Source organism: Pseudoduganella sp. LjRoot289 (assembly GCF_964252925.1).
Lineage (GTDB): Bacteria > Pseudomonadota > Gammaproteobacteria > Burkholderiales > Burkholderiaceae_D > Rugamonas.
This window is the reverse complement of sequence record NZ_CAXUPN020000001.1, coordinates 2,910,772-2,933,366: the sequence shown is the minus strand read 5'-3', so window position 1 is coordinate 2,933,366 and position 22,595 is coordinate 2,910,772. Positions and strand designations below refer to the sequence as shown.

General features: G+C 65.2%; 19 protein-coding genes. 15 read left to right on the top strand and 4 right to left on the bottom strand.

All coding sequences use genetic code 11. The features are described 5' to 3' along the window. Positions 1 to 10 precede the first annotated feature (10 nt). A complete protein-coding gene (locus ACSQ8Y_RS12275) occupies positions 11 to 1,063 on the bottom strand; it encodes a Ku protein (RefSeq protein WP_436266750.1) in 1,053 nt (350 codons plus the stop codon). Between the two features lie 9 nt (positions 1,064 to 1,072). Next, positions 1,073 to 2,059: an SDR family oxidoreductase gene (locus tag ACSQ8Y_RS12270; RefSeq protein WP_436266749.1), complete on the bottom strand. Its 987-nt coding sequence runs from the start codon at positions 2,057 to 2,059 to the stop codon at positions 1,073 to 1,075. A gap of 165 nt (positions 2,060 to 2,224) precedes the next feature. On the opposite strand from ACSQ8Y_RS12270, the gene ACSQ8Y_RS12265 reads away from it, so the two are divergent. Next, positions 2,225 to 3,709 (top strand): GGDEF domain-containing protein, encoded by a 1,485-nt coding sequence (locus ACSQ8Y_RS12265; protein WP_436266748.1) that lies wholly within the window; start codon positions 2,225 to 2,227, stop codon positions 3,707 to 3,709. 272 nt (positions 3,710 to 3,981) lie between these two features. On the opposite strand, the gene ACSQ8Y_RS12260 is transcribed toward ACSQ8Y_RS12265, so the two are convergent. Beyond that, the gene (locus ACSQ8Y_RS12260) at positions 3,982 to 5,040 is read right to left on the bottom strand and encodes an aldo/keto reductase (RefSeq protein ID WP_436266747.1); all 1,059 of its coding nucleotides are present in this window, start codon (positions 5,038 to 5,040) and stop codon (positions 3,982 to 3,984) included. Between the two features lie 100 nt (positions 5,041 to 5,140). Here ACSQ8Y_RS12260 and ACSQ8Y_RS12255 point away from each other — a divergent pair, with 100 nt between their 5' ends. After that, positions 5,141 to 5,713: a TetR/AcrR family transcriptional regulator gene (locus ACSQ8Y_RS12255; protein WP_436266746.1), complete on the top strand. Its 573-nt coding sequence runs from the start codon at positions 5,141 to 5,143 to the stop codon at positions 5,711 to 5,713. A 468-nt stretch (positions 5,714 to 6,181) separates the two neighbouring features. Here ACSQ8Y_RS12255 and ACSQ8Y_RS12250 read toward each other — a convergent pair whose 3' ends face one another. Next, positions 6,182 to 6,691 (bottom strand): DUF6622 family protein, encoded by a 510-nt coding sequence (locus ACSQ8Y_RS12250; protein WP_436266745.1) that lies wholly within the window; start codon positions 6,689 to 6,691, stop codon positions 6,182 to 6,184. A gap of 442 nt (positions 6,692 to 7,133) precedes the next feature. Between ACSQ8Y_RS12250 and ACSQ8Y_RS12245 the strand changes: the two genes are divergently transcribed. The 13 genes from ACSQ8Y_RS12245 (at position 7,134) to ACSQ8Y_RS12185 (ending at position 22,547) form a co-directional block, all read left to right on the top strand. Continuing rightward, complete coding sequence (locus tag ACSQ8Y_RS12245; protein WP_436269810.1) at positions 7,134 to 8,483, top strand: IS4 family transposase; 1,350 nt, start codon at positions 7,134 to 7,136, stop codon at positions 8,481 to 8,483. Between the two features lie 251 nt (positions 8,484 to 8,734). After that, entirely contained in the window at positions 8,735 to 9,226 is a 492-nt protein-coding gene (locus ACSQ8Y_RS12240; RefSeq protein ID WP_436266744.1) for a hypothetical protein, read from the top strand. A gap of 99 nt (positions 9,227 to 9,325) precedes the next feature. After that, a complete protein-coding gene (locus ACSQ8Y_RS12235; RefSeq protein ID WP_436266743.1) occupies positions 9,326 to 9,700 on the top strand; it encodes a YajD family HNH nuclease in 375 nt (124 codons plus the stop codon). Between the two features lie 149 nt (positions 9,701 to 9,849). Then, complete coding sequence (locus ACSQ8Y_RS12230; RefSeq protein WP_436266742.1) at positions 9,850 to 11,490, top strand: SulP family inorganic anion transporter; 1,641 nt, start codon at positions 9,850 to 9,852, stop codon at positions 11,488 to 11,490. A gap of 16 nt (positions 11,491 to 11,506) precedes the next feature. Then, a complete protein-coding gene (locus tag ACSQ8Y_RS12225; RefSeq protein WP_436266741.1) occupies positions 11,507 to 12,037 on the top strand; it encodes a sugar O-acetyltransferase in 531 nt (176 codons plus the stop codon). Positions 12,038 to 12,135: 98 nt separating this feature from the next. Further along, positions 12,136 to 12,552: a DUF2061 domain-containing protein gene (locus tag ACSQ8Y_RS12220; protein ID WP_436266739.1), complete on the top strand. Its 417-nt coding sequence runs from the start codon at positions 12,136 to 12,138 to the stop codon at positions 12,550 to 12,552. Positions 12,553 to 12,589: 37 nt separating this feature from the next. Continuing rightward, positions 12,590 to 13,390 carry a ferritin-like domain-containing protein gene (locus ACSQ8Y_RS12215; RefSeq protein WP_436269809.1) on the top strand — a complete coding sequence of 267 codons (801 nt, stop codon included), beginning with the start codon at positions 12,590 to 12,592 and terminating at the stop codon, positions 13,388 to 13,390. A gap of 185 nt (positions 13,391 to 13,575) precedes the next feature. Beyond that, positions 13,576 to 14,808, top strand: coding sequence for a sensor histidine kinase (locus ACSQ8Y_RS12210; protein ID WP_436266738.1), 1,233 nt, complete (start codon positions 13,576 to 13,578; stop codon positions 14,806 to 14,808). After that, complete coding sequence (locus tag ACSQ8Y_RS12205; protein WP_436266737.1) at positions 14,805 to 15,410, top strand: response regulator transcription factor; 606 nt, start codon at positions 14,805 to 14,807, stop codon at positions 15,408 to 15,410. Before ACSQ8Y_RS12210 ends, ACSQ8Y_RS12205 begins: the two co-directional genes overlap by 4 nt. An 88-nt stretch (positions 15,411 to 15,498) precedes the next feature. After that, positions 15,499 to 15,870, top strand: coding sequence for a response regulator transcription factor (locus ACSQ8Y_RS12200; RefSeq protein WP_436266736.1), 372 nt, complete (start codon positions 15,499 to 15,501; stop codon positions 15,868 to 15,870). Positions 15,871 to 16,026: 156 nt separating this feature from the next. After that, positions 16,027 to 18,303 (top strand): ATP-binding protein, encoded by a 2,277-nt coding sequence (locus tag ACSQ8Y_RS12195; RefSeq protein WP_436266735.1) that lies wholly within the window; start codon positions 16,027 to 16,029, stop codon positions 18,301 to 18,303. A 211-nt stretch (positions 18,304 to 18,514) separates the two neighbouring features. Further along, positions 18,515 to 20,776 (top strand): two-component system response regulator, encoded by a 2,262-nt coding sequence (locus tag ACSQ8Y_RS12190; RefSeq protein WP_436266734.1) that lies wholly within the window; start codon positions 18,515 to 18,517, stop codon positions 20,774 to 20,776. A 7-nt stretch (positions 20,777 to 20,783) separates the two neighbouring features. Continuing rightward, on the top strand, positions 20,784 to 22,547 hold the full coding sequence (locus ACSQ8Y_RS12185; RefSeq protein ID WP_436266733.1) for a DUF885 domain-containing protein: 1,764 nt from the start codon (positions 20,784 to 20,786) through the stop codon (positions 22,545 to 22,547). The last annotated feature ends 48 nt before the right edge of the window (positions 22,548 to 22,595 follow it).

The window sequence follows — 22,595 nt, the reverse complement described above, 5'->3', positions numbered from 1 at the left end:
GAATGCCACGTCAGGCGGCTTTGCGCCGGGTGGCGGTGGATTTCGAGGCTGTCTTCGTTGCGGGTTTCGCCTTCGCAGCTGTCTTTGCCTCCGGCTTGGCGGCCGACCGCGCCGCCGTGCTGCGCGTCTTGCTGGCGCCTGACTTGGCCGCCGCAGGCTTGCGTACCTTGGCTGGCGCCTCTTCCACGTCTTCCACGTCTCCCGCGTCCCCGGTTTCCTCGGTGTCCGCTTCTTCCTCTTCCTCGTCCGCAGCAGCCTTGCCTTTCCCCTTGCTGCCCAAACTCTGCTTGAGCAGCGCCACCAGGTCCACCACATTGCTGGCGGCCTTTTCCTTCTTCTCCGGTGCGGCGACGGTGATGGACTTGGTCTGCTTGGCCTTCACCTTCTTCTCGACCAATGCCAGCACGTCGTTCTTGTACGTGTCGTGGTACTGCTCCGGATGCCATTCCTCCGTCATGCCGTCCACCAGCGACAAGGCCATCTGCAATTCCTTGTCCGAAATGCCGGCCGCCTTGACCGACTTGGGCGGCAGCTTCAGTTCTTCCGTGCTGCGGATCTCCTCGGCGAAACGCAAGGTGTTGAGGATGATGCTGTCGTCCACGCAGACCAGCGCGCACAGGTGCTGGCGCACCCGTATCACCACGGTTGCAATCGCGATGCGCCCGGCCTTGCGCAAGGTTTCACGCAGCAGCGCGTAGACCTTGTCGCCGCCGCGTCCCGGCGCCAGGTAGTAGGGCGTTTCGAAGTAGGTCAGCGGCACGTCCTCGGCGTTGACGAAGGCCAGGATGTCGATGGTCTGCGTCGCCTTCACGTTGGCCTGCTTCAGGTCTTCGTCCGACAGCACCACATACTCGCCGTCCTTGTACTCGTAGCCCTTGATGATGTTGTCCCAGCTGACTTCCTTGCCGTTGTTCTTGTTGTAGCGTTTGAAACCGATCGGGGAAAAGTCGCGCCGGTCCAGCATCGTCAGGTCGAGGTCATGCGACTGCACGGCCGTATGCATTTCGACCGGTATGTGCACCAGGCCGAAGCTGATGGCGCCTTTCCACAAGGAGCGTGCCATGGGGCCGGCTCAGTCGCCCACGCTGCCGGTGACCGGCAGCACGATGCCCGTGATATAGCTGGAACAGCACGGCGCGGCCAGGAAGACATAGGCGGGCGACAATTCCTCCGGTTGGGCCGGCCGCTTCATGTCGGTCGAGGCGCCGAACTTGGCGATTTTTTCCGGAGACTGGTCGGCCGGGTTCAGCGGCGTCCACACCGGCCCGGGCGCGACGGCGTTTACGCGGATGCCTTTGTCGAGCAGGTTGGAGGCCAGCGACATCGTGAACGCGTGGATCGCGCCCTTGGTGGTGGAGTAGTCCAGCAGATGCTTGGAGCCCTGCAGGCCGGTCACCGAGCCGGTGTTGATGATGGACGCGCCGCGCTGCAGATGCGGTTCGACCGCCTTCGCCATGTGGAAATAGCCGTAGATATTGGTCTTCATGGTCAGGTCGAAGCGTTCTTCGGACAGCTCAGCCAGCGAACCGGCATGCTCCTGGAAGGCCGCGTTGTTGACCAGGATGTCGATGTGGCCCAGCTCATTGAGTACACGCTCGACCGCGCGGTGGCAGAACTGCGGGTCGCGCACGTCGCCGGGCAGCAGCATGCAGCTCTGGCCTTCGGCTTCGACGTAGCGCTTGGTTTCCGCGGCGTCCTCGTGCTCGTCGAGGTAGATGATGGCCACGTCGGCTCCCTCGCGCGCGTACAGCACCGCCACCGAACGGCCGATGCCCGAGTCGCCGCCGGTAATGATGGCGGTCATGCCGGCCAGCTTGCCGCTGCCGCAGTAGTCGGGGGCGAGGAAGCGCGGTTTCAGCTCCATGTCCGCCTCCATGCCCGGTTTTTCCAGGTGCTGCTGGGGCAGGGGTGGGACGGGCTGGTCGTGGTGGCCGGTCTGCACCGGATCCTTGCTTTCCTTTTGTTGCCCCTGCGCCTGGTCGCGCCTATCCTGTTCTTGTTGGACCGCGCGTTGCATGCTGGCGGCCGATTCCGCCGCCTTGTTTTCCGAATTGGCCATGTCGCTCTCCTAGGTCTGCAAGCGACCAGTATTGGGATGGCGGGCGCGTCTGACCGTGCGTTTTCGCACATTAATCGTGTTTTTTATAGCACACACATTGCTTATTGTGAACTTTATGGCAAACTGTAGAGATAGGTTTTTTATAAGAATACTTGGGGATATCTCATGAGTGCAGACATCGACAGCCATGCCCGGCGGGTAGGGCTATTCCTTAACCTCTCCGGCGAAAGGCGTGGTGAATTCCAGGCCAGTTGCGGTGAGCTGTTCAATCGATTGCTGCTCTCAGAGACCTTCGACGGCGCCGCCGCCATGCTGGGCCGCCAGCCGGTGGACCTGCTGGTGATCGACCTGGACGGTTTCGACGACAATGGCGACATTGCCGGCGCCGGCGACTTGATCCGCGCCCGCCACGGCGCACCGGTATTGGTCTTGTGCCCCTACGGGAACTCCTCCTGGCTGCCCGAGTTGATGGCGGCTGGCCCGCTGAGCTACCGCATCAGTCCCATCCTCAGCGAGGATTTGCAGCAAGCCGTCGGCCGGGCGCTGACCGCGCCGCTGGACGCGGCCGCGGCGGCGCAGCAGAGTCTGCTGGACAGGGAAAAAGAGTTGCGCGACCTGCTGGCCATCCAGCGCAGCGTGCAACGCGCGCTGACCGGCATGGACGAGCTGAACCTGATGGCGGCGCAGATCTGCAGCGCCTTGTGCAGCTTCCCCGGCGTGCGCCACACGGCGCTGTTCCACATGAAGGAGCGCGGCAACCTGGCCCTGGTGGCGCAGGAAGCGCGCAACCACCTGGACCTGGCCAAGCTGCTGCAGCGCTCAGAACGGCTGCTGCAATCACCGTTGGCCGGCGAGTTCCCGCCGCTGATGGCAGTCGGCAGCGGCGACATGGTGCTGCTCGACGCCCCTGAGAAGGCGGGCAATCCCGAACTGGCGATGAGCTTGCACGACAAGGGCGTGCGCATGGTGCTGGCCCTTCCGCTGCGCAGCGAGCCGGGCGGGCCGGTGCAGGGCGCCGTCAGCCTGATGTTTGACCGCCACATTGCCTTCTCGCGCGAACAGTTCGCCTGCTTCGGTAGCCTGGCGCAGTTCATCAGTTTCGGTTTAGCAATGAGCGAGCTGAAGCATCAGAATGATGCGCTGGCGGGGCAGTTGACGCAGATCACCACCTTGGACGCGCTCACCGGCGCGGTCAACCGGCGCCATGGCGAAGCCGAACTGGACAATGAAATCCGCCGCGCGCGGCGCTACGGTGTACCGCTGGGTGTGATTTCCTTCGACATCGACAATTTCCGGTCGGTCAACGATATCTACGGCTACCCTTGCGGCGACCAGGCCTTGCGTACGGTGGCGCAGACGGTGCAAAGCCGCTTGCGCACGTCGGACACGCTGGTGCGCATGCGTGGCGAGGAGTTTTTGATCATTGCCACGCACACCACCGCCATCGATTGCCTGAAGCTGGCCGAGAAGCTGCGCGAAACCATCGCCGGAACGGAACTGCCGGGTTGCGAGACGGTGACGATCAGCCTGGGCGTGGCGCAAGCGGGGCCGGAAGAGGGTGGTTCCGTCCTGCTGGAGCGCCTGGACGCGGCCCTGCACCGCGCCAAGCGCGCCGGACGCAACTGCGTCGAACTGGCCATGGCTACCTGACCACGTCGGGATCGTGAAAACGGGGACGCATAGGGCGCATGTATTCCCACTTGCGTGGGAATGACAAGCGGTGGCTGACCCGCTTGTCGAGCATCGCCGCCGAACGGGGCCCATAGGAAGCATGAATTCCCACTTGATGGCTCGCTGACCACGTCGTCCCCGTGAAAACGGGAACCCATAGGACGTATGGATTCCCACCTGCGTGGGAATGACAAGCGGCGGCCCGCAATATCTGGCACATCGCCCCCTCGCGGGCGGTGTGAACGCTCGGCTCAGGCGACCGGGAGCTTCGCGGGCAGCAGCAGTTCCGGCGTGCCGCCTGCGATGCCTGCCGCCGCTGCCGCCGCCGATTCCTGAGCCGCGCCGAGCGGCACGGCGCTGGCGTCGGCCAGGCGCTGATACTGTTCATTGCTTAGCTTGAGCGTCAGCGCGCCCAGCGTGCCGTCCAGCTGCGCGCGGGTGCGCGGGCCGAGGATGGGGATCAGGTTGGTGTGCGCGCGGGCGCTGCGTTCCAGCAGCCAGGCAATGGCCACATGCGTCGGCGGCGCATCAACCTCGGCCGCCACGGCCAGCACGGCGTCCACCGTGGCGCCGGTGCGCTGGTCTTTCTCATCGCGGAACAGGAAGCCGCCGAAGGCTTGCAGGCGGCCGGCCTCGTTGTTGCGGTATTTTCCGGTCAGCACGCCGCCGCCCAGGGGCGACCACAGTGCGCCGCCCAGGCCGAGCGCGTCGGCCATCGGCAGCAGTTCGCGGTCGGCGCTGCGCTCTGCCAGGCTGTACTCCATCTGCACCCCCACTATCGGAGCCCAGCCGCGCAAGTCGGCCATCAGGTCGGCGCGGGCGATGCGCCAGGCCGGGAAGTTGGACAGGCCGGCATACAAAATCTTGCCCGAGCGGACCAGATCGTCGAAGGCGCGCAGGATTTCCTCCATCGGCGTCTGGTCGTCAGAGAAATGGGTCCACAGCAGGTCGATGCGGTCCGTTTTCAAGCGCTTCAGGCTGGCCTCCACCGACTGCATCATCGCTTTGCGGCTGTTGCCGGTGCGCGACAGGCCGTCCGCGCTGCCCGCGCCCAGCGTGTACTTGGTGGCGAGCGCGAAATGGTCGCGGTCGGCGGCGATGAAGTCGCCCACCATTTGCTCGGACTGGCCGCCCTGGTAGCCGTTGGCGGTGTCGATGAAGTTGCCGCCCGCCGCCGCGTAGCCGTCGAACATGCTCTTCGCCTCGTCCCGCTCTGCGCCGTGGCCCCAGCCGGTGCCGAAATTGCCCGCGCCCAGTGCCACTTCAGATACGCGCAAGCCGGTGCGGCGGCCGAAAGTCTTGTATTGCATGGCGGTGCTCCTAAAATTTTATATGATGACCATCATCAATGAGTCATATATTACGTCCATAATATATAATGTCAAGTAGAACTTATCGGGAGTGACGATCATGAAGGTGAGCAGGGAGCAGGCGGCGCTGAACCGCGAACGGATAGTGGACACGGCCGCGCGGCTGTTCCGCGAGAAGGGCTTCGACGGCATCGGCGTGGCGGACCTGATGAAGGGGGCGGGCCTGACGCACGGCGGCTTTTACGGCCACTTCGCTTCCAAGGAAGTGCTGCTGGCCGAGGCGTGCGGCAAGGCGATGGAAAAGTCAGTCGATAAATGGCGCACGCTGGCCGACGGCGCCCCGGCGCGGCCGGTGGCGGCGATCGCCGAGTCCTACCTGTCGGCATCGCACCGCGATTTTCCCGGCAAGGGCTGCGCGGTCAGCAGCCTGGGTACGGATGTGGCGCGCGCGGGGCCGGACGTGCGGCAAGCCATGTCCGATGGCGTGCAGGCGCAACTGGCGCTGCTGGCCGGCCTGGAACCCGGCGCCGACGCCGGCGCCAAACGCCAGCGCGCGATAGCGGACTACGCTAGCATGGTGGGCGGCCTGGTGCTGGCGCGCGTGATGGCCGATCCGGCGCAGTCGGAGGAAGTGCTGGCGGCGGTTGTCGCGGCGCTGGAGCAGGGGCGTTAGAGCATTGAATTTGGAGGACTCTTGGGAAAATTCTTACTTATCTGGTCTTGCATGTTGCCGTGGTTGGCGGGCGCGTCGGAAATTGACGCCCAGGCGCCGCGCGAGTCCCTGGTGGACACGACTTTTACGTGCAGAACTGAATTGAATGGCGCCAAGTCGCCGGTGCCGTGTGCGTACCGGCTCTACGTTGATAGCTGCCAGACATCGGGGACGGCGCAGAACCTGCATCGGGCTTGCCACAGGAGATTTCTGACTGAGTTTAAAATTGGAAATGGGGACAGTAAGTCCATATCAGGTCTCCCCGCCAGCTACCGGTATTGCATGGGCGTGGGCGAATTCCCGACGGCGGACGAGTGTGCCAGATCGTCCTTTCCCAGGTAGGCTGCGCCGCGTCGACATACCTGAGCCTTAGCGTATATTGTCGAAGATGCCGCCGGAGGCGCGGCTTTTCGCTTCCTAGAACTCCCCTCAGGCGGCGTATCGCGCAATGGTGCTGCTCATCATCCAAGCAGCCACGGTACGCATCAATCGTCCCAGGAAGATGCCGTTGAACAGACCGAACGCCAAGCAGACGGGGACAGCGAAACGCGGCTCGCCGCTCAATGCCGGCTGTATCGCCACAGTCACCGCGACCGCATACTTGCAGCAGAAGATAGCCATCATCAGTGTCAGCGGCAACCAACTGCCGCGCTGCATCACAACGCCGGCCGCGCGGTCCACAGTGATGGGGCCAGTGAAAGTGTAAGCCAAGCCCGCGCCGATCAGCGCCCCAGCCAGCCAAGCCGCGCCAGCCAACGTTTCCAGCCCGAACCCGCGGGTGATACTTTGTAGGCCCAGCACCAGCATTACTGCTGGAATGATGAACACGCTGGGGTAGTTGACCAGACGGTCTTTGCTGGCGACCATGCCGCGATAGACCAGGAAAGCCAGGATGGCCCAGACGTAGACCGGCGTTTGAATCAGAATCTGTCGCAGCATGGTGTGCTCCTTGTACAAGTAGGTGTCGATCACCGCACTTTGCCGGATGGCCTCGCACCCAGCCATCGATCAGTGACGAAACCGCCCAGCTGTGGAGCGAAACTGCATTTTTTGGGGGCAGAAATGCAGGTACCTACTCTGGACGCGACAAACCCCAGCGAGCGATGCTTTGTGACAATTCGTGTATTTTCCTCTCCGGCAAGATGTTATTCTATTCGCCTTGAGCCGATGCTGGCCAAGAGCAGGCACGCTATGTTTATTCTTAATGAGATGGCCTTAAATGAAGTTTTTTAAAAGAAATGCCCGGTTTATAGCACCTCGTTATACACAAGTCGGCCCCATGACGTTGGCCGCTGGAATTTCCGTTTACATTCAGTGAGTTAGCGCCGGGCTTGTAAACTGCCGCGAAATCGCGTTTACTCTCGTCTTTTGCGTGGCGCAATTGGCAAACGGATCGACAAGCTGGACGGAAGCGGAATTTGGGCAACTCGATCTGGGCGATGCGCGCCTGAACCGGCGAGCGAGGACACTGATGGAAAGTATGGCTGCGGCCCCGACGGCAAGCGTGCCGAAGGCGTGCAACGGATGGGGCGAAACGATGGCAGCATATCGCTTCTTCGACAACGACAGCGTGGAATGGCAAGCGGTGCTGGAACCCCACTGGCAGCAGACCGAGCAGCGGATGGCGGCAGAATCGGTAGTGCTGTGCCTGCAGGACACGACGGAATTGGACTTCAATGGCCAGCAGGCCAAAGGCCTTGGCCCACTGAGCTACGAGGCGCAGCGCGGCATGTACCTGCACCCGACCTACGCGGTAACGACGGCGCGCGAACCGCTGGGGATTTTGGACGTATGGATGTGGGCGCGCGAACCAAAGAAGGAAGATGGCAAGCGCGGCGGGCCGAAAGAGAGCCTGCGCTGGATCGAGGGTTACGAGCGGCTGGCCGAACTGGCGCCGCGTTTGGCATCGACGCGCCTGGTGTATGTGGCCGACCGCGAAGCGGACATGATGCCGTTGATGGCGCGCGCCCAGCAACTGGGCATGCCGCTCGACTGGCTGGTGCGCGCGACGCACAACCGCTGCTTGCCCAACAGCGAGAAGCTGTGGCCCCACACTACGGAAGGGGCGGCGCTGGGCGAGATCGAATTCATGCTCGCAGCCCGGCCAGGCAACAAAGCGCGAATCGTGCGCCAGCACCTGTGGGCGCGCCGTGTCGAACTGAAGGCGGGTAAGGGTAAAACGGTGCAAGCGACCTGCATTGTGGCGCGTGAGTACGGCGCGCTGGCTGGCACGAAAGCCATCGAATGGCGCCTGTTGACGAACAGAGTGGCCACCACGGCGGCCGAGGTGGCTGAACTGATTGACTGGTACCGGGCTCGCTGGGAGATCGAGATGCTGTTCAACGTATTCAAGGCCGGCTGCAAGGTTGAGCAACTGCAGTTGGGCAGGATCGAGCGCATCGAGCGCGCGCTCGCGCTGTACTTGGTGGTGGCGTGGCGGATCGCTTATCTGATGCGTATGGGCCGCACATGCCCCGACCTTGACGCCAGCCTGTTCTTCGATCCCGATGAAATACAGGCGGCCTATTTGCTCAACAAGAAGCGACCGCCGACGGCACCAACACTGAACGAAGTCGTACGTATGATTGCTCGCGCCGGGGGATTCCTGGCGAGAAAAGGCGACGGTGAACCGGGGGCCAAGACCATTTGGGAAGGCATTTGCGATGTTCGGGCCTCGGCTCATACGATCAAGACATTACGCGAAATGGGGATGCTGGCAAGTTGTGTATAACGAGGTGGGTTTATAGTCCCCCTGCCGTGGCTCATGCTTTCAGCCATGAAGATGTGGGAGGCAATTCATAGCGGACAAATTGCTCATTACGCTGCGTCGTTTGCATTTTTTTGCGTAGCATTTCTTTTTTATGTCGGGCAAAGGCAAATTTACCTGAAGCGGCAGGTGGAAAGCTCTAAAAAATAGGCGAATGTCGTGATGCAGCGGGAGAGTCAAGTCCGTGTGCTAAACCGCTATATAGAATGACTTTTATGAAATTACGATGGCTAATAGCCCTGGGGTTCTCTATTTTTGGCACAGGAAGGGCAGAAACATTGCAGTCTCCAAAAGCCGAATGCGAGCTGTTAATGAACGCGGTCCTGCCCTTTGCGGAAAAGATGTTAAAGAAGGATGGCGAGTTTTTCCCCTACGGTGGTGCGTTGAGAAATTCGGGAGCAATTGCAAGCATGGCTGGGTACGATGGCCGAGAGCGGCCGCCTTCAGCTGATGTGATCAAGCTATTGAAACAGGGCTTCGTGGTGGGTGCAAACTCCGGCGAGTTTAAGGCCACGGTCTTAGTTTATGACGTGCGCGTCGTCGTGCCATCCTCTGGAAAAAAAAGCGATGCAATTGCTGTGGCACTGAATCATCGATCCAACTATTCCGTTATTGTCTACTATTCTTACGAACTGAAAAATGGTGTGCTGACGTACGGAGAAATATTTGCCCAAAAGGGCGAATCCGACATATTCGCTGCTAAATAGTAAATTTAGCCGCCGACCGTCGGCAACAAGGCCAGCGGCCGAGTCCGCCGACAGTGGGCGATGCCGGTCAACAAGTAACAGCAAGGGAGGGAAACAAGCATGACCATTGGAAAAAAACCGGATGCCGCGCGGCTGGACAAAATTGTGGCCGACGCACGGCGCGCGGCCGACCAGCGCGAGCTGGGCTATCGCGAGCGCTCGCTGAAAATGTATCCATGGGTGTGCGGGCGCTGCATGCGTGAATTTACGCATACCAATGTGTCACAACTGACGGTGCACCATCGTGATCACAATCACGACAACAATCCGCCTGATGGCAGCAACTGGGAGTTGCTGTGCCTTTACTGCCACGATAACGAACACTCGCGTTATCTTGAGGCCGACCAGGGACTTAGTCTGAAATCGGCCGAGGTCGCGCCGGCGACGCATAATCCGTTTGCATCATTGGCCGGTCTGATGAAAAAGAAAGAATAACGGCAGGGTGGTGCTTTACCTGACCCCACAGCTCCGCCTGCGGAGATGACATCGCTCAATTCCTGCACGTCCCTTATCCGTTTTCCTTATATCCATATGCGTTGCCCGTATGTTACGCTTCGCATATTTCAAGGCTGGACGGATAGACAATGCTGCAATGGTTGAGGCAATACCGGCGTGCCATGCTGCCGGGCGACATCAGCGCCGGTATCGTGGTGGCGATGATGATGATCCCGCAGGGCATGGCCTACGCGCTGGTGGCGGGGCTGCCGCCCGTGGTCGGCATCTACGCCAGCATCCTGCCTCCCGTCGTGTATGCGCTGTTCGGCAGCAGCATGACGCAATCGGTCGGCCCGATGGCCATCGTGTCCTTGATGACGGGCGCCGTCATCGCGCCGCTGGCGCCGGCGGGATCGGGGCTGTACGGCGTGCTGGCCGCGCAACTGGCGCTGGTGGCGGGCGCGGTGCTGCTGCTGTGCGGCGCGCTGCGCATGGGCTTCCTGGCCAATTTCTTCTCGCGCCCGGTCATGAGCGGTTTCACGGTCGGCGCCGCCATCGTCATCGCGGCGGGCCAGGTCCAGCCGCTGCTGGGCGCTTCCTTCCCGCAATTCCATCTGCCTAGCGCGATCCTGGGCGGCGCGTCGCTGTTGCTGTTGGTGCTGGGCAAACGCTACATGGCTGGCCTGCTGCGCGGCTGCGGCATGAAGGCCGCCCACGCGGACCTGGGCGCGCGCCTGGCGCCGATGCTGGTGGTATTGGCCGCCACGGCCGCCGTGCCGCTGCTCGGGCTGCAAGCGATGGGCATCCGCACCACCGGCGCCGTGCCGTCAGGCTTGCCGGGGCTGAACCTGGCCACCTCCAGCGCCCACTGGGGCGCGCTACTGCAGCCCGGCTTGCTGATCGGCTTCATGGTATTCCTGATGAGCATGTCCGCCGCGCAGACGCTGGCGCTCAAGCGCAACGAGAAACTGGTCAGCAACCATGAATTGATCGGACTGGGCGCGGCCAACGTGGCGAGCATGGTGTCGGGCGGCTTCCCGGTCACCGGCAGCATTTCGCGCTCGGCGGTCAATTTCTCGGCAGGCGCCAACACGCCGCTGGCCAGCGTCATCACCGCCTGCCTGCTGGCCGCCGCGCTGGTGGCGCCGACCGGCTGGCTGGCGCTGCTGCCATTGCCTACCCTGGCCGCGACCATCATCGTGGCCGTGCTCGGCATGCTGGAATTCGATACGCTGCGCCTGGCCTGGCGCTACGACCGGGGCGACGCCGCCGCCTGGGTGGCCACCGGCGCTGGCGTGCTGGCGCTGGGGGTGGAGGCGGGCGTCATCGTCGGCGTCGTGCTGTCGATGGGCACGCTGATCTGGCGCGCCAGCCGTCCGCACATCGCGGTGCTGGGCCGCATCGCCGGCAGCGAGCATTTCCGCAATATCGAGCGCTATCCTGCCGAAACGCAGCCCGAGATGCTGGTGCTGCGCATCGATGCCAATCTGTTCTTCGGCAACGTGGAAGCGGTCGGCGGACGGATCGAGGAGGAGTTGCGCGCGCATCCGAGCGCGCGCCACCTGGTGCTGGTGATGACGGCCGTCAGTTCGATCGACACCACGGCGCTGTTCGCGCTGTCCGAGTGGAACCTGAGCATGCGCCGGCGCGGCGTGACGCTGCACCTGGCCGAAGTGAAAGGCCCGGTGATGGACCGTTTGCGTGCGAGCGACCTGCCGGCGCAACTGAGCGGCCCCATCTTCCTGAGCACAGCCATGGCCTGCGATAAAATCCACCAGGCAGCCGCCTGAACTTTCTGGAGTGTCAATGTCCGACCTGAACAAACCTTACCGCCCCGGCGATTCGCCCGGCAGCGTGGAGCGCCGCGCCGCCAAATTGCTGTGCGCGGCCTTCAACCGCGAGGACGATGTCGCCAAGCGCGCCGAGATCCTGCAGCAACTGCTGCGCAAGCCGAACAACGCGCACTTCGAGGCGCCGTTCTTTTGCGATTACGGCTACAACATCACCGTCGGCGAGAATTGCTTCGCCAACCACAACCTGGTGGTGCTTGACTGCGCACCGGTCACGCTGGGCAACAACGTGCTGATCGGGCCGAATACGGTGATTTCGGCCGCCAGCCATCCGGTCGACCCGGTGGCGCGCGCGGCTGGCGTGTTCGAGGCGCTGCCCATCACCATCGGCAACCATGTGTGGATAGGCGCCAACGTGACCATCCTGCACGGCGTGACCATCGGCGACAACTGCACCATAGGGGCGGGCAGCGTGGTTGGCAAGTCGATCCCTGCCAACAGCCTGGCGGTCGGCAATCCGTGCCGGGTGGTGCGTGACATTGCTTGAGGTGAATGCTATCGTTTCGGTAAAAATAATCAATTTTTACTATTAAATGAGACTCGTTACTATTAAGCCTGTCCAGGAATAAAGTAGCGAGGCTCAATATGATCATCGTAGCGAAAAAAGTCAGCCAGGTCGCCGCCCACACGAGCATCGCGTTCGGCCTCATGTACGCCATCACCGGTTCCATCGCCTTCGGCGGCCTGGCCGCGATACTCGAGCCGGTGATCAATGTGCTGCTGTTGCCGCTGCACGAGCGCTTGTGGCACAAGCTGCGCGCCAGCGCCTTTGCCGTCAATGCGCGCTACGCCGCGCTGGCGGGCGAAAAACTGAGCCAGACGCTGATGCATGCCGCCGTCGCCTTCGCCATGCTGTACTGGGCCACCGGCTCGCTGGCCGTCGGCGGCCTGGCGGCTGTGCTTGAGCCCATCCTGAACGTCATCGCGCTGCCATACCACGACCGCTTGTGGGATAGACTGCAGTTGCGCGCCGGCGCGTCCACCAGCATGGCCGCTGCCTGAGGTACACTGCCGCCTTTTATCTGCATGGGTTTACATGATGTCGCCACCGCTTGAGCTTCGCGCAATCGCGCTGCAATGCCTGCTTGAATCCGACCCGGCTGCGAAGGCAGCTGCCGTGGCGGCCATGGAGGCGGCCTGGGCCGATGGCGCCATGGCGCTGGACGGCGGCGCGGCGCTGCACGCGGCGGGCGCCATACCCGGCCGCCCCGCGCGCCCGGAGCTGGTGCCTCCGCGGCTGGTGGGACGGCGTTCGATGGCGACGGTGGAAGGGCGGGCCATGCTGGTCCACGCGCTGGCGCACATCGAATTCAATGCGGTCAACCTGGCGCTCGACGCGCTGTGGCGCTTCCCGGACATGCCGGCCGGGTACTACACGGACTGGCTGCGCGTGGCGAAGGAAGAGGCTTATCACTACACCATGCTGTCGGCGCACCTGGGCACGCTGGGCTACCAGTACGGCGACTTTTCGGCCCACGACAGCCTGTGGGAGATGGTCGAGCGCACGAAAGAGGACATCACGGCGCGCATGGCGCTGGTGCCGCGCACGCTGGAGGCGCGCGGTCTCGACGCCATCCCGCCGCTGCGCGCCAAGATCGCGCAGGCCGGGGACCTGGCGGCCGCCGCCATCCTCGACATCATCCTGCGCGACGAAATCGGCCACGTCGAAATCGGCAACCGCTGGTATCGGCATTTATGCGAGCAGCGCGGCCTGGAACCGCGCGCCGCCTACGACGAACTGGCGGCGCGCTACCGGGCGCCGGCGCTGAAGGGACCGTTCAACATCGAAGCGCGCCGCCTGGCCGGCTTCACCGAGACGGAACTGGCCAAGCTCGTTTGAGGGGCGCGCCGCGCCGGCATGGTTGCTTCCCCGATCGGCACCGTTGCCAGGCCGCCACAGAACCGGCGCAGGAACGCCCGGTCTGGCGTTGCGGCGCATCTGCCGGCGACGGCGGTGGCGCGCGGGCAGGGGCATGCAATATACTGGCGCGGCGGACGTGGTCCGGCGTCAATACGGGAGCGTGGATGGACCCAGTGGTACAGGTAGATCAGGCCGAGCAAGCAGCCGGGCAGGTGCGCGGCGACATCCTGGTGGTCGAGGACACGCCGGCCTCGCTGCAACTTCTCTCCAGGCTGCTGACCGACGCCGGCTACCGTGTGCGCGAGGCGCCCAACGGTGAACTGGCGCTGTGGAGCGCGCAGGCGCAGGCGCCCGACCTGGTGCTGCTCGACATCCGCATGCCGGGCATCGACGGCTACGAAGTGTGCAGCCGCCTGAAGAAGATGCCGGGACTGGACGAGGTGCCGGTGATCTTCCTGTCCGCCCACAGCGACACCGATGACAAGCTGCGCGGCTTCGAGGTCGGCGGCGTCGATTTCATCTCGAAACCGTTCCAGTTCGAGGAAGTGAACGCGCGCGTGATGGCGCACCTGAAGATACGCCGCCTGCAGCAGCAACTGGCGGCCCATAACGACCTGCTGCAGCGCGAGTCGCGTCTGCGCCTGGCCGAGATCGCGCATATGAACCGCAATGCCAGCGCCTCGGTGTATTGCGCGGCGCTGGTGCATGAGCTGAACCAGCCGCTGGCGGCCATCATGAGCAATGCCGAGGCGGCCGAACTGTTCATGAGGATGAGCCCGCCGGCGCTGGGCGAGGTGGCCGAGATCCTGACCGACATCCAGCGCGACGACCGGCGCGCCAGCGAGTTGATACAGCGCATGCGCGAACTGCTGAAAAAGTCCGACCCGGTGGCGCAGGCGCTGGACCTGAACGAGGCGGTGCGCCAGATGGCGGCGTTGCTGGGCAGCGAGGCGCGCATGCGCAAGGTGCTGCTGGAGACCGAGCTGGCGCCGCAGGCGCTGACGGTGTCGGCCGACCCGGTGCAGCTGCAGCAGATCCTGATCAACCTGGTGCTGAACGGCATGGACGCGATGGGGCAGGTCGTTGCCGAGCCGGCCGGCGGGGAGCGCAGCGTCACGCTGTGCACCCGGCGCGGGCAGGCGGGCCCGGGCAGCGCCGGCATGGCCGAGGTGCTGGTGAGCGACCGAGGCTGCGGCTTCGGCGCCAACCAGGAACGCCTGTTCGAATCCTTTTTCACCACCAAGGCGCACGGCATGGGCCTGGGCCTGTCGATCGCCGCCGCCATCGTGCACGCGCACGGCGGGCGCATCTGGGCCTTGGACAATCCGGGCGGCGGCGCCACTGTCGGCTTCGCGCTGCCGCTGGCCCAGGACCGCGAGGCGCTGGAGAACCCATGAGAATCCATATCATCGACGACGACGAGCCGCTGCGCACCGCGCTCTCGCGCCTGCTGGGCGCCTGCGGCTACCAGGTCAGCGCCTATGAGTCGGGTGACGCCTTCGTGCGCACCGTCAGCGGCAACGAGGCCGGCTGCATCCTGCTGGACGTCGACATGCCGGGCCTGACCGGCTTGCAGCTGCAGCAGCATCTGCGGGAACGCAACAATATCCTGCCGATCGTGTTTCTGACAGGCAGTGGCGACATCGCCATGAGCGTGCGCGCCATCAAGGCCGGCGCCGAGGATTTCCTGCCCAAGCCGATCGGCAAGGAACAGCTGCTGGACGCCATCGAGCGCGCCATGCAGCGCTACCAGGCGGCCGCCTTGCACAGCAGCCAGATGAGCGATTTGCGCAAACGCGCCGACACGCTCACCGTGCGCGAGCGCGAGGTGTTCGTGCTGGTGGTGCAGGGCATGCTGAACAAACAAATCGCTTTTGAACTGGGCAACACGGAACGCACCGTGAAATCCCACCGCCAGAGCCTGATGGCGAAGCTGAACGCCGGTTCGCTGGCCGAACTGGTGCAGATGGCCAATCGCCTGGGCCTGGCCGCCCATTGAGCTTGGCGGCGCCCGCCGTCGCAGCCTGTCCTGCTACCTGTACCAAAGGACACGTTACAGCCCGCCGGATCCGCTTTAGGATGGCGTCATGGAACCTGCAAATCTCGTCGTGGCGGTGGTCGAAAACGACCCGGGCATGCTCAAGGCCCTGGGCCGGCTGTTGCGCGCGGCCGGCTACATGGCCCAGCTGTACGCCTCGGCCGAGCTGTATCTGCAGCGCGCCGACCATAGCGACGTTGCCTGTTTAATACTCGACATCGACCTAGGCGGTTTGTCCGGCATCGAGCTGCAGCGGATGCTGGTCGGCTCGGGCACGGCGCCCCCCATCGTCTTTGTCACCAGCCAGCTCGACGGCGGCTTCGAGGCCGCCGCGCAGCGCCTCGGCTGCTTGGCCTACCTGCGCAAGCCGTTCGCCTCGCAAGAGCTGCTGCAGGCTTTGCGGCGGGCTTTTCAACCCTAGGCAATTTTTCCATGAAAAGCCTCGCCATCGAAATTCGCCTGGTCTGACGGTCGGCCAAGCAATAAATACTTGGACTTGACCGGGGCTTGAACATATCATTCGCAAGTGGTGTGTGCCGGACTGAGCCGCATCAGGCACTTTTCAACGGCATGGGACATGGGTACAGCGAGATCGACAGCGGGCGGCGGTGGGCGACGGGGCCGTGGGCGCGGCGAGATTTCGATCGCGCTGCTGGTCAGCGTGGCGCTGACGGCCGTGGTGACCGTGGTGCTGGCCTTGTTCGCCGCCTATTTCTACCAAAGCGAAAAAACGCAGCGCTGGGAGCAATTGCGCGCCGGCCTGGCCACCAGCGCCGACGAGCTGGCGGCGGCGGTGGCCCTGCCGGTGTGGAATTTCGACGAGGCCCAGATCATCACCATCATGAAGAGCGGCTTGAGCAACCGCGGCCTGCACGCCAGCATGGTGGCGCCGGCCGGCGGGGCCCGGCCCTACATCCTGGCGCGCAGCCCGGATGGCCAGCTGGTCAGCACGCTGATCGGCCCGCGCGGGCCGGACTTGCTGCAGGAGCAGCGGCGGATGGTGGTCGAGGGCCAGAGCATAGGCGTGATCACGCTGTACGCCTCGCCGGCCGCGCTGCTGGCCGAACTGCGCGCCCGCAGCTGGGCCATCGCCGGCATGATACTGGTGCTGGACCTGGCGCTGGTGGCCGGGCTGTACCTGACCCTGTGGCACATGATGCTCAAGCCGGTGCAGGCGATCGGACGCTACGCGGCCGACGTCAAGGCCGGCCTGAACCCGGCCGCGCCGGCGCCGCGCGCCTGGTTCTTCGGCGAGCTGAAAACGCTGCAGGCCTCGCTGCGCGAGATGATCGCGCTGCTCGAGTCGCGCTACCGCGCCATGCACGCCAGCGAGCAGCGGCTGCAGATTGCCACCCGCGCGGCCGCCATCGGCATCTGGGACTGGGACATCCAGAGCGGCGCGGTGGTGTGGGACGACCAGATGTTCCGCCTGTACGGCGCCGAGCGCGCCGAGGCGGTCATGCCGATGCAGTGGTGGATAGACCGCATGCACCCGGAGGACCGCGAGGCCTGCCAGGCCGCGCTGCAGCGCACGCTCGACGGCGGCCCCGATTTCGATCATGAGTTCCGCATTGTGTGGCCGGACGGCACGGTGCGCCACCTGCAGGCCGACTCGATGCTGTTCCGCGACGGCCATGGCAAGCCGCTGCGCATGGTGGGCGTCAACTACGACATCACCGCGCACAAGGCGGCCCAGCTCGAACTGCGGCGCCACCGCCACCACCTCGAGGAACTGGTGGAGGACCGCACGCACGCGCTGTCGGTGGCGGTGTCGCAGGCGCACGCGGCCAACCAGGCCAAAAGCGTCTTCCTGGCCAATATGAGCCACGAGCTGCGCACCCCGCTCAACTCGGTGATCGGCTTCTCGCGCCTGATGGCCGACTCGAAGAGCATGCAGCCGGAGGAAAAGCGCAACCTGGCCATCATCCACCGCTCCGGCCAGCACTTGTTGACCCTGATCAACGACATCCTGGAGCTGTCCAAGGTCGAGGCCGGGCGCGCGGCACTGCAGAGCGAGCCGGTGCTGCTGGCCGAGATGCTGCAGGAGGTGATGGACATGGTCAGCATGCGTGCCAGCGCCGGTGTGGCGCTGCGCCTGGACAGCGGTCTGTTGCCGCTGCGGGCGCGCCTGGACGGCACCAAGCTGCGCCAGGTGCTGCTCAACCTGATGTCGAACGCGGTGAAATTCACCCGCAGCGGGCGCATCACGCTGCAGGCGCGGGCCCGGCTGGAATCGGTGCCGGACGGATTGGGAGAGGACGCGCCGCGCTGGCTGCTGACTTTCGCCGTCAGCGACACCGGGCCGGGCATCGCGGAGGCCGACCATGAACGCATCTTCGAGCCTTTCGTGCAGGCCGAGCAGGAGGGCGGCTCCGAGGGCACCGGCCTGGGCCTGGCCATCTCGCGCGAGTTCGTGCAGCTGATGGGGGGCACGCTGACGGTGCAGTCGGCATTGGGCGCGGGCGCGGTGTTCCGTTTCGCGGTGCCGGGCGGCGCGGTGGACGGCGAACTTGAAGGCGGCGCGGGCGAGGCACACGGAGCGGAGACGGAGGCGGGCGCGGGCGCGGAATTTGGCGGCGTGGGCGGCGTGGGCGCTGAGGGCGCGCGGGCGCCCGGCGGCGAGGAGCTGCCGACGGCCGCCGCGCTGGCGGCGCTGCCGCCGGCGGTGCGGGCGGCGTTGCGCGAAGCGGTGATGCAACTGAACCTGGGCCGGGTGGCGGCGCTGCTGGCGCCCTTGCCGCCGGCCTGCGCCGGCACCGTGGCGGCCATCAAGCGCATGCTGGCGCGGCACCAGTATCCCCAGCTGTGCGAACTGCTCGCGCCGCAGGACACGGCCGAGCAAACAATGCCATGACGGACGCATGAGGGAGGCTGGGTAAATGGGTAAGGGCAAGCTGTTCGCCAGCGTGCTGGGCGGGAGGGGCGTGGGGCACAGCGCGCCTGGGAGCAGCGGCAGCGGCATGCCGCTGCCGCTGTGGCCGCATGCCCTTGGGCGCAGATCCAATCTATGGTAGGGTTGCGAGGAAAATAAGAACGAGGGTGGAAGGGTGGAGATGCATCGCGATTTGTCGGAACAAACAAGCAAGGGCGAAGTGCTGATCGTGGAGGACACGCCGGCTTCGCTCAAGCTGCTAAGCGACCTGCTGACGGAGGCCGGCTACTACGTGCGCCAGGCGCCGAATGGCGAACTGGCGCTGTGGACGGTGCAATCGCGCCCGCCGGAGCTGATCCTGCTCGACGTGCGCATGCCCGGCATCGACGGCTTCGAAGTGTGCCGCCGCCTGAAGGCCACGCCGGCGCTGGCGCACGTGCCGGTGATCTTCCTGTCGGCCCAGCACGACACCGACGACAAGGTGCGCGGTTTCGCGCTGGGCGGTGCCGACTTCATCGCCAAGCCCTTCCAGGCCGAGGAAATCCTGGCCCGCACCGACGCCCAGGTGCGCCTGGGGCGCGCCCAGCTGGCGCTGGCCGCCGAGCGCGCCCACCTGGAGCAGCGCGTGCGCGAACGCACCGCCGAACTGGCCGAGACGGCCGCCTCGCTGGAACGCGAAGTCGAGCGGCGCCGCGTCAACGAGGACGCGCTGCGCCTGGCCAGCCGGGTGTTCGGCGCGACCCAGGACGCCATCATCATCGCCGACGCCGGCGGCCACATCGTGACCACCAATCCGGCCTTCAGCACCATCTCCGGCTACGACGCCGCCGAGATGGTGGGGCGCCACGTCAGCACCCTGCAGACGGTGCAGCAGAACGCGGCCACCTACGACGCCTTGATGGCGTCGCTGGCCGAGCACGGCCACTGGTCGGGCGAGATGCTGGCGCGGCGCAAGAACGGCGCCACCTTTCCCGGCCTGCTCAGCGTGTCGAGCGTGGTCGACGCCGGCGGCGCGGTGGAGAACTACATCGTGGTGTTCATGGACATCACCGAGCGCAAGGCAGAACAGCACCTGATCGACTTCCTGTCCTACCACGACGCGTTGACCGGGCTGCCGAACCGCCTGCTGGCGCGCCAATGCTTCGACGAGGCGCTGGCGGCGGCGCAGCGCAACGGGCAATGCGTGGCGGTGCTGTGCCTGGACCTGGACCGCTTCAAGAGCATCAACGATTCCTACGGCGCGCCGGCCGGCGACCAGGCCTTGCAGGCGGTGGCGCGCTTCCTGCGCGGCTGCGTGCGCGAGCGCGGCACCGTGTCGCGCCAGGGCGGCGACGAGTTCCAGATCATCCTGCCCGACGACGCCCAGCTGGGCGCCACCATGGCGATGGCGCAGGAGATCCTGGCCGGGCTGCGCGAAGGCGTGCAGATCGACCGCCAGCCGGAGCCCGGCCAGCCTGGCCAGGCCGGCAGCACGCAACAGCTGGCGCTGACCACCAGCATCGGCATCGCGGTCAGCCCGACCGACGGCGTCACGCTGGACGAACTGCTGCGCAACGCCGACACGGCGCTGTACCGCGCCAAGGAGGTCGGGCGCGACAATTACGCCTTCTTCACCGAGCGCATGGACGCCGACATCCGCGCCAAGCTGGCGATCCAGGCGCAGCTGCGCGGCGCCAGCGCGCGCGGCGAGTTCGAGGTGCACTACCAGCCGCAGATGTGCTTGCGCAGCGGCGCCATGCTGGGGGCCGAGGCCCTGCTGCGCTGGCACAGTCCGGTGCTGGGCCATGTGGGGCCGAACCGCTTCATCCCGCTGGCCGAGGAGTACGGCCTGATCAACGCCATCGGCGTGTGGGTAGTCGATACCGTGTGCGCGCAGATCGCGGCCTGGCAGGCGGCGGGCCTGGGCATGGTGAAGGTGGCGGTCAACCTGTCGGGCAGCCAGTTCGCGCACGACAGCACGGTGCCTTGCGTGGAGGATGCGCTGCGCCGGCACGGCATCCCGGCGGCCTCGCTGGGGCTGGAGATCACCGAGGGCACGGTGATGGGCGACCCGGACAAGGCGGTGGCCGCGCTCAGGCGCCTGAAGGACATCGGCGTGGCGATTTCGCTGGACGACTTCGGCACCGGCTATTCTTCGCTGGCCTACCTGAAACGCTTCCCGATCGACGTGCTCAAGATCGACAAGTCCTTCGTCGACGACGTCACCACCAAGACCAGCGACGCGGCGATCGCCTTGTCGGTGATCTCGCTGGCGCACAACCTGAACATGCGCGTGATCGCCGAGGGCGTGGAGACGTGCGAGCAGGTCGAATTCCTGGCGGCGCACGGCTGCGATGAAATGCAGGGCTATTATTTCAGCAGGCCGCTGGCGGCCGCCGCCTACACCGCGCTGCTGCGGGAGAAGCGCGCCTTGCAGCTGCCGCCGCCGCTCCCAGCTCAGTTACCATCCCAGTAAGGACATCATGAAGAAGATCAGCGCGGCCCTGGCCGCCGCCGGCGTATTATCGGCCGCCGCTTTCCCGGTCCGGGCGGCGAACGAAGCGGGCGGCGGGGCGGCCGAATTCAAGGCCTTGTACACGCAGGAATGGCAGTGGCGCATGAGCCAGCGCCTGGAGGACGCAGAGGACGACGTCAGCGGCATCCGCCCGGACCTGCCGCGCGTCGACGCAGCCACGCAGCAGGCCCGCCTGGACTATTGGCAGCGCGTGCTGCGCCAGTTGGACGCGATCGCGCCGGCCGGCCTGCCGCCGGCCGGGCGCATCGACTACGCGGTCTACCGCGCGCAGATCGCCGCGCTGATCGAGAACCAGCGCTTCCGCGAATACGAAAAGCCGCTCAACTCGGACTCCGCCTTCTGGTCCAACATGGCCGGCGACGCCGACAAGACCTTCCGCACCGAGGCCGAATACGCCGCCTACATTCAACAATTGCGCGACGTGCCGCGCTACTTCGGCGAGGCGACCGACAATATGCGCGCCGGCCTGCGGCGCGGCTTCACCCCGCCCAAGGTGACGCTGCTGGGGCGCGACCTGTCGGTGGCTGCCGTGGCCGAGGAAAAGGAGCTGGAGAAGCTGGCCTTCTACCGTCCGTTCATGCGCATGCCGCCGGCCATACCTGCCGCGCGCCAGGCCGGGTTGCGCGCGGAGGCGCTGAAGGCGCTGCGCGAGGCGGTGGTGCCGGCGCACCGGCAACTGCTGCAGTTCCTGCGCGCCGAGTACCTGCCCAAGGCAACCGACACGCTGGCGGCCGAGCGGCTGCCGGACGGCAGGGCCTACTACCAGTCCAAGATCACCGAGTACACCACGACCACGCTGAGCGCGGAGCAGATCCACCAGACCGGCCTGGCCGAAATGGCCAAGATCCGCGCCGAGATGATGGCCGTGATTCGGCAGGTCGACTTCAAGGGCGACCTGCCGGCCTTCCTGCAGTTCCTGCGCACCGACCCGCGCTTCTACGCGCGCACGCCGGAAGAGCTGCTGATGCGCGCGGCCTGGATAGCCAAGCGCTTCGACGGCAAGGTGGGCGACTACTTCGGCTACCTGCCGCGCAGCCGCTTCGCCATCACCCCGGTGGCGCCCGATATCGCGCCGTATTACACCTCCGGGCGCGGCGGGCCCGGCACCTATCTGCTCAACACCTACAACCTGCCGGCGCGTCCGCTATACAGCCTGCCCGCGCTGACCTTGCACGAGTCGGCCCCCGGCCATGCCTTCCAGATGCCGATCGCGCTCGAGCAGAAGGGCCGGCCGGCCTTCCGCAATGCCTATATTTCCGCCTACGGCGAGGGCTGGGCGCTGTACACCGAACGGCTGGGCGTGGAGATGGGCATCTACGAGACGCCGTACGAGATCTTCGGCATGCTGAGCTACCAGGCCTGGCGCGCCTCGCGCCTGGTGGTCGACACCGGCGTGCACGCCAAGGGCTGGAGCCGCGAGCAGGCGCAGGCCTATCTGCACGCCAACACGGCCTTGTCGGCGCACGAGATCGCCACCGAGGTGGACCGTTACATTTCCTGGCCGGGCCAGGCGCTGTCGTATTACCTGGGCGAAATGGCGATCATGGAGGCGCGCGGAAAGGCCGAGCGGGCGCTGGGCGCGGCATTCGACATCCGCGCCTTCCACGACACCGTGCTCAACCTCGGTTCGGTGCCGCTGCCGGTGCTGCAGGCGCGCATCGACGCTTTCATTGCGGAAGGCGGCAAAAGCCCGTACCCCAAGGAGGAGTGAGGCGGCGCGCACGTTTGCGCGGCAAGTTTGTTATTTGGACTACACTAA

Coding starts and splice junctions, on each gene's coding strand:
- ACSQ8Y_RS12200 (WP_436266736.1), top strand. CDS start 15,499: ATGGAACCTGCAAATCTCGTCGTGGCGGTGGTCGAAAACGACCCGGGC.
- ACSQ8Y_RS12205 (WP_436266737.1), top strand. CDS start 14,805: ATGAGAATCCATATCATCGACGACGACGAGCCGCTGCGCACCGCGCTC.
- ACSQ8Y_RS12220 (WP_436266739.1), top strand. CDS start 12,136: ATGATCATCGTAGCGAAAAAAGTCAGCCAGGTCGCCGCCCACACGAGC.
- ACSQ8Y_RS12270 (WP_436266749.1), bottom strand. CDS start 2,059: ATGGCCAATTCGGAAAACAAGGCGGCGGAATCGGCCGCCAGCATGCAA.
- ACSQ8Y_RS12260 (WP_436266747.1), bottom strand. CDS start 5,040: ATGCAATACAAGACTTTCGGCCGCCGCACCGGCTTGCGCGTATCTGAA.
- ACSQ8Y_RS12225 (WP_436266741.1), top strand. CDS start 11,507: ATGTCCGACCTGAACAAACCTTACCGCCCCGGCGATTCGCCCGGCAGC.
- ACSQ8Y_RS12215 (WP_436269809.1), top strand. CDS start 12,590: ATGTCGCCACCGCTTGAGCTTCGCGCAATCGCGCTGCAATGCCTGCTT.
- ACSQ8Y_RS12235 (WP_436266743.1), top strand. CDS start 9,326: ATGACCATTGGAAAAAAACCGGATGCCGCGCGGCTGGACAAAATTGTG.
- ACSQ8Y_RS12185 (WP_436266733.1), top strand. CDS start 20,784: ATGAAGAAGATCAGCGCGGCCCTGGCCGCCGCCGGCGTATTATCGGCC.
- ACSQ8Y_RS12250 (WP_436266745.1), bottom strand. CDS start 6,691: ATGCTGCGACAGATTCTGATTCAAACGCCGGTCTACGTCTGGGCCATC.
- ACSQ8Y_RS12230 (WP_436266742.1), top strand. CDS start 9,850: ATGCTGCAATGGTTGAGGCAATACCGGCGTGCCATGCTGCCGGGCGAC.
- ACSQ8Y_RS12240 (WP_436266744.1), top strand. CDS start 8,735: ATGAAATTACGATGGCTAATAGCCCTGGGGTTCTCTATTTTTGGCACA.
- ACSQ8Y_RS12195 (WP_436266735.1), top strand. CDS start 16,027: ATGGGTACAGCGAGATCGACAGCGGGCGGCGGTGGGCGACGGGGCCGT.
- ACSQ8Y_RS12265 (WP_436266748.1), top strand. CDS start 2,225: ATGAGTGCAGACATCGACAGCCATGCCCGGCGGGTAGGGCTATTCCTT.
- ACSQ8Y_RS12210 (WP_436266738.1), top strand. CDS start 13,576: ATGGACCCAGTGGTACAGGTAGATCAGGCCGAGCAAGCAGCCGGGCAG.
- ACSQ8Y_RS12275 (WP_436266750.1), bottom strand. CDS start 1,063: ATGGCACGCTCCTTGTGGAAAGGCGCCATCAGCTTCGGCCTGGTGCAC.
- ACSQ8Y_RS12255 (WP_436266746.1), top strand. CDS start 5,141: ATGAAGGTGAGCAGGGAGCAGGCGGCGCTGAACCGCGAACGGATAGTG.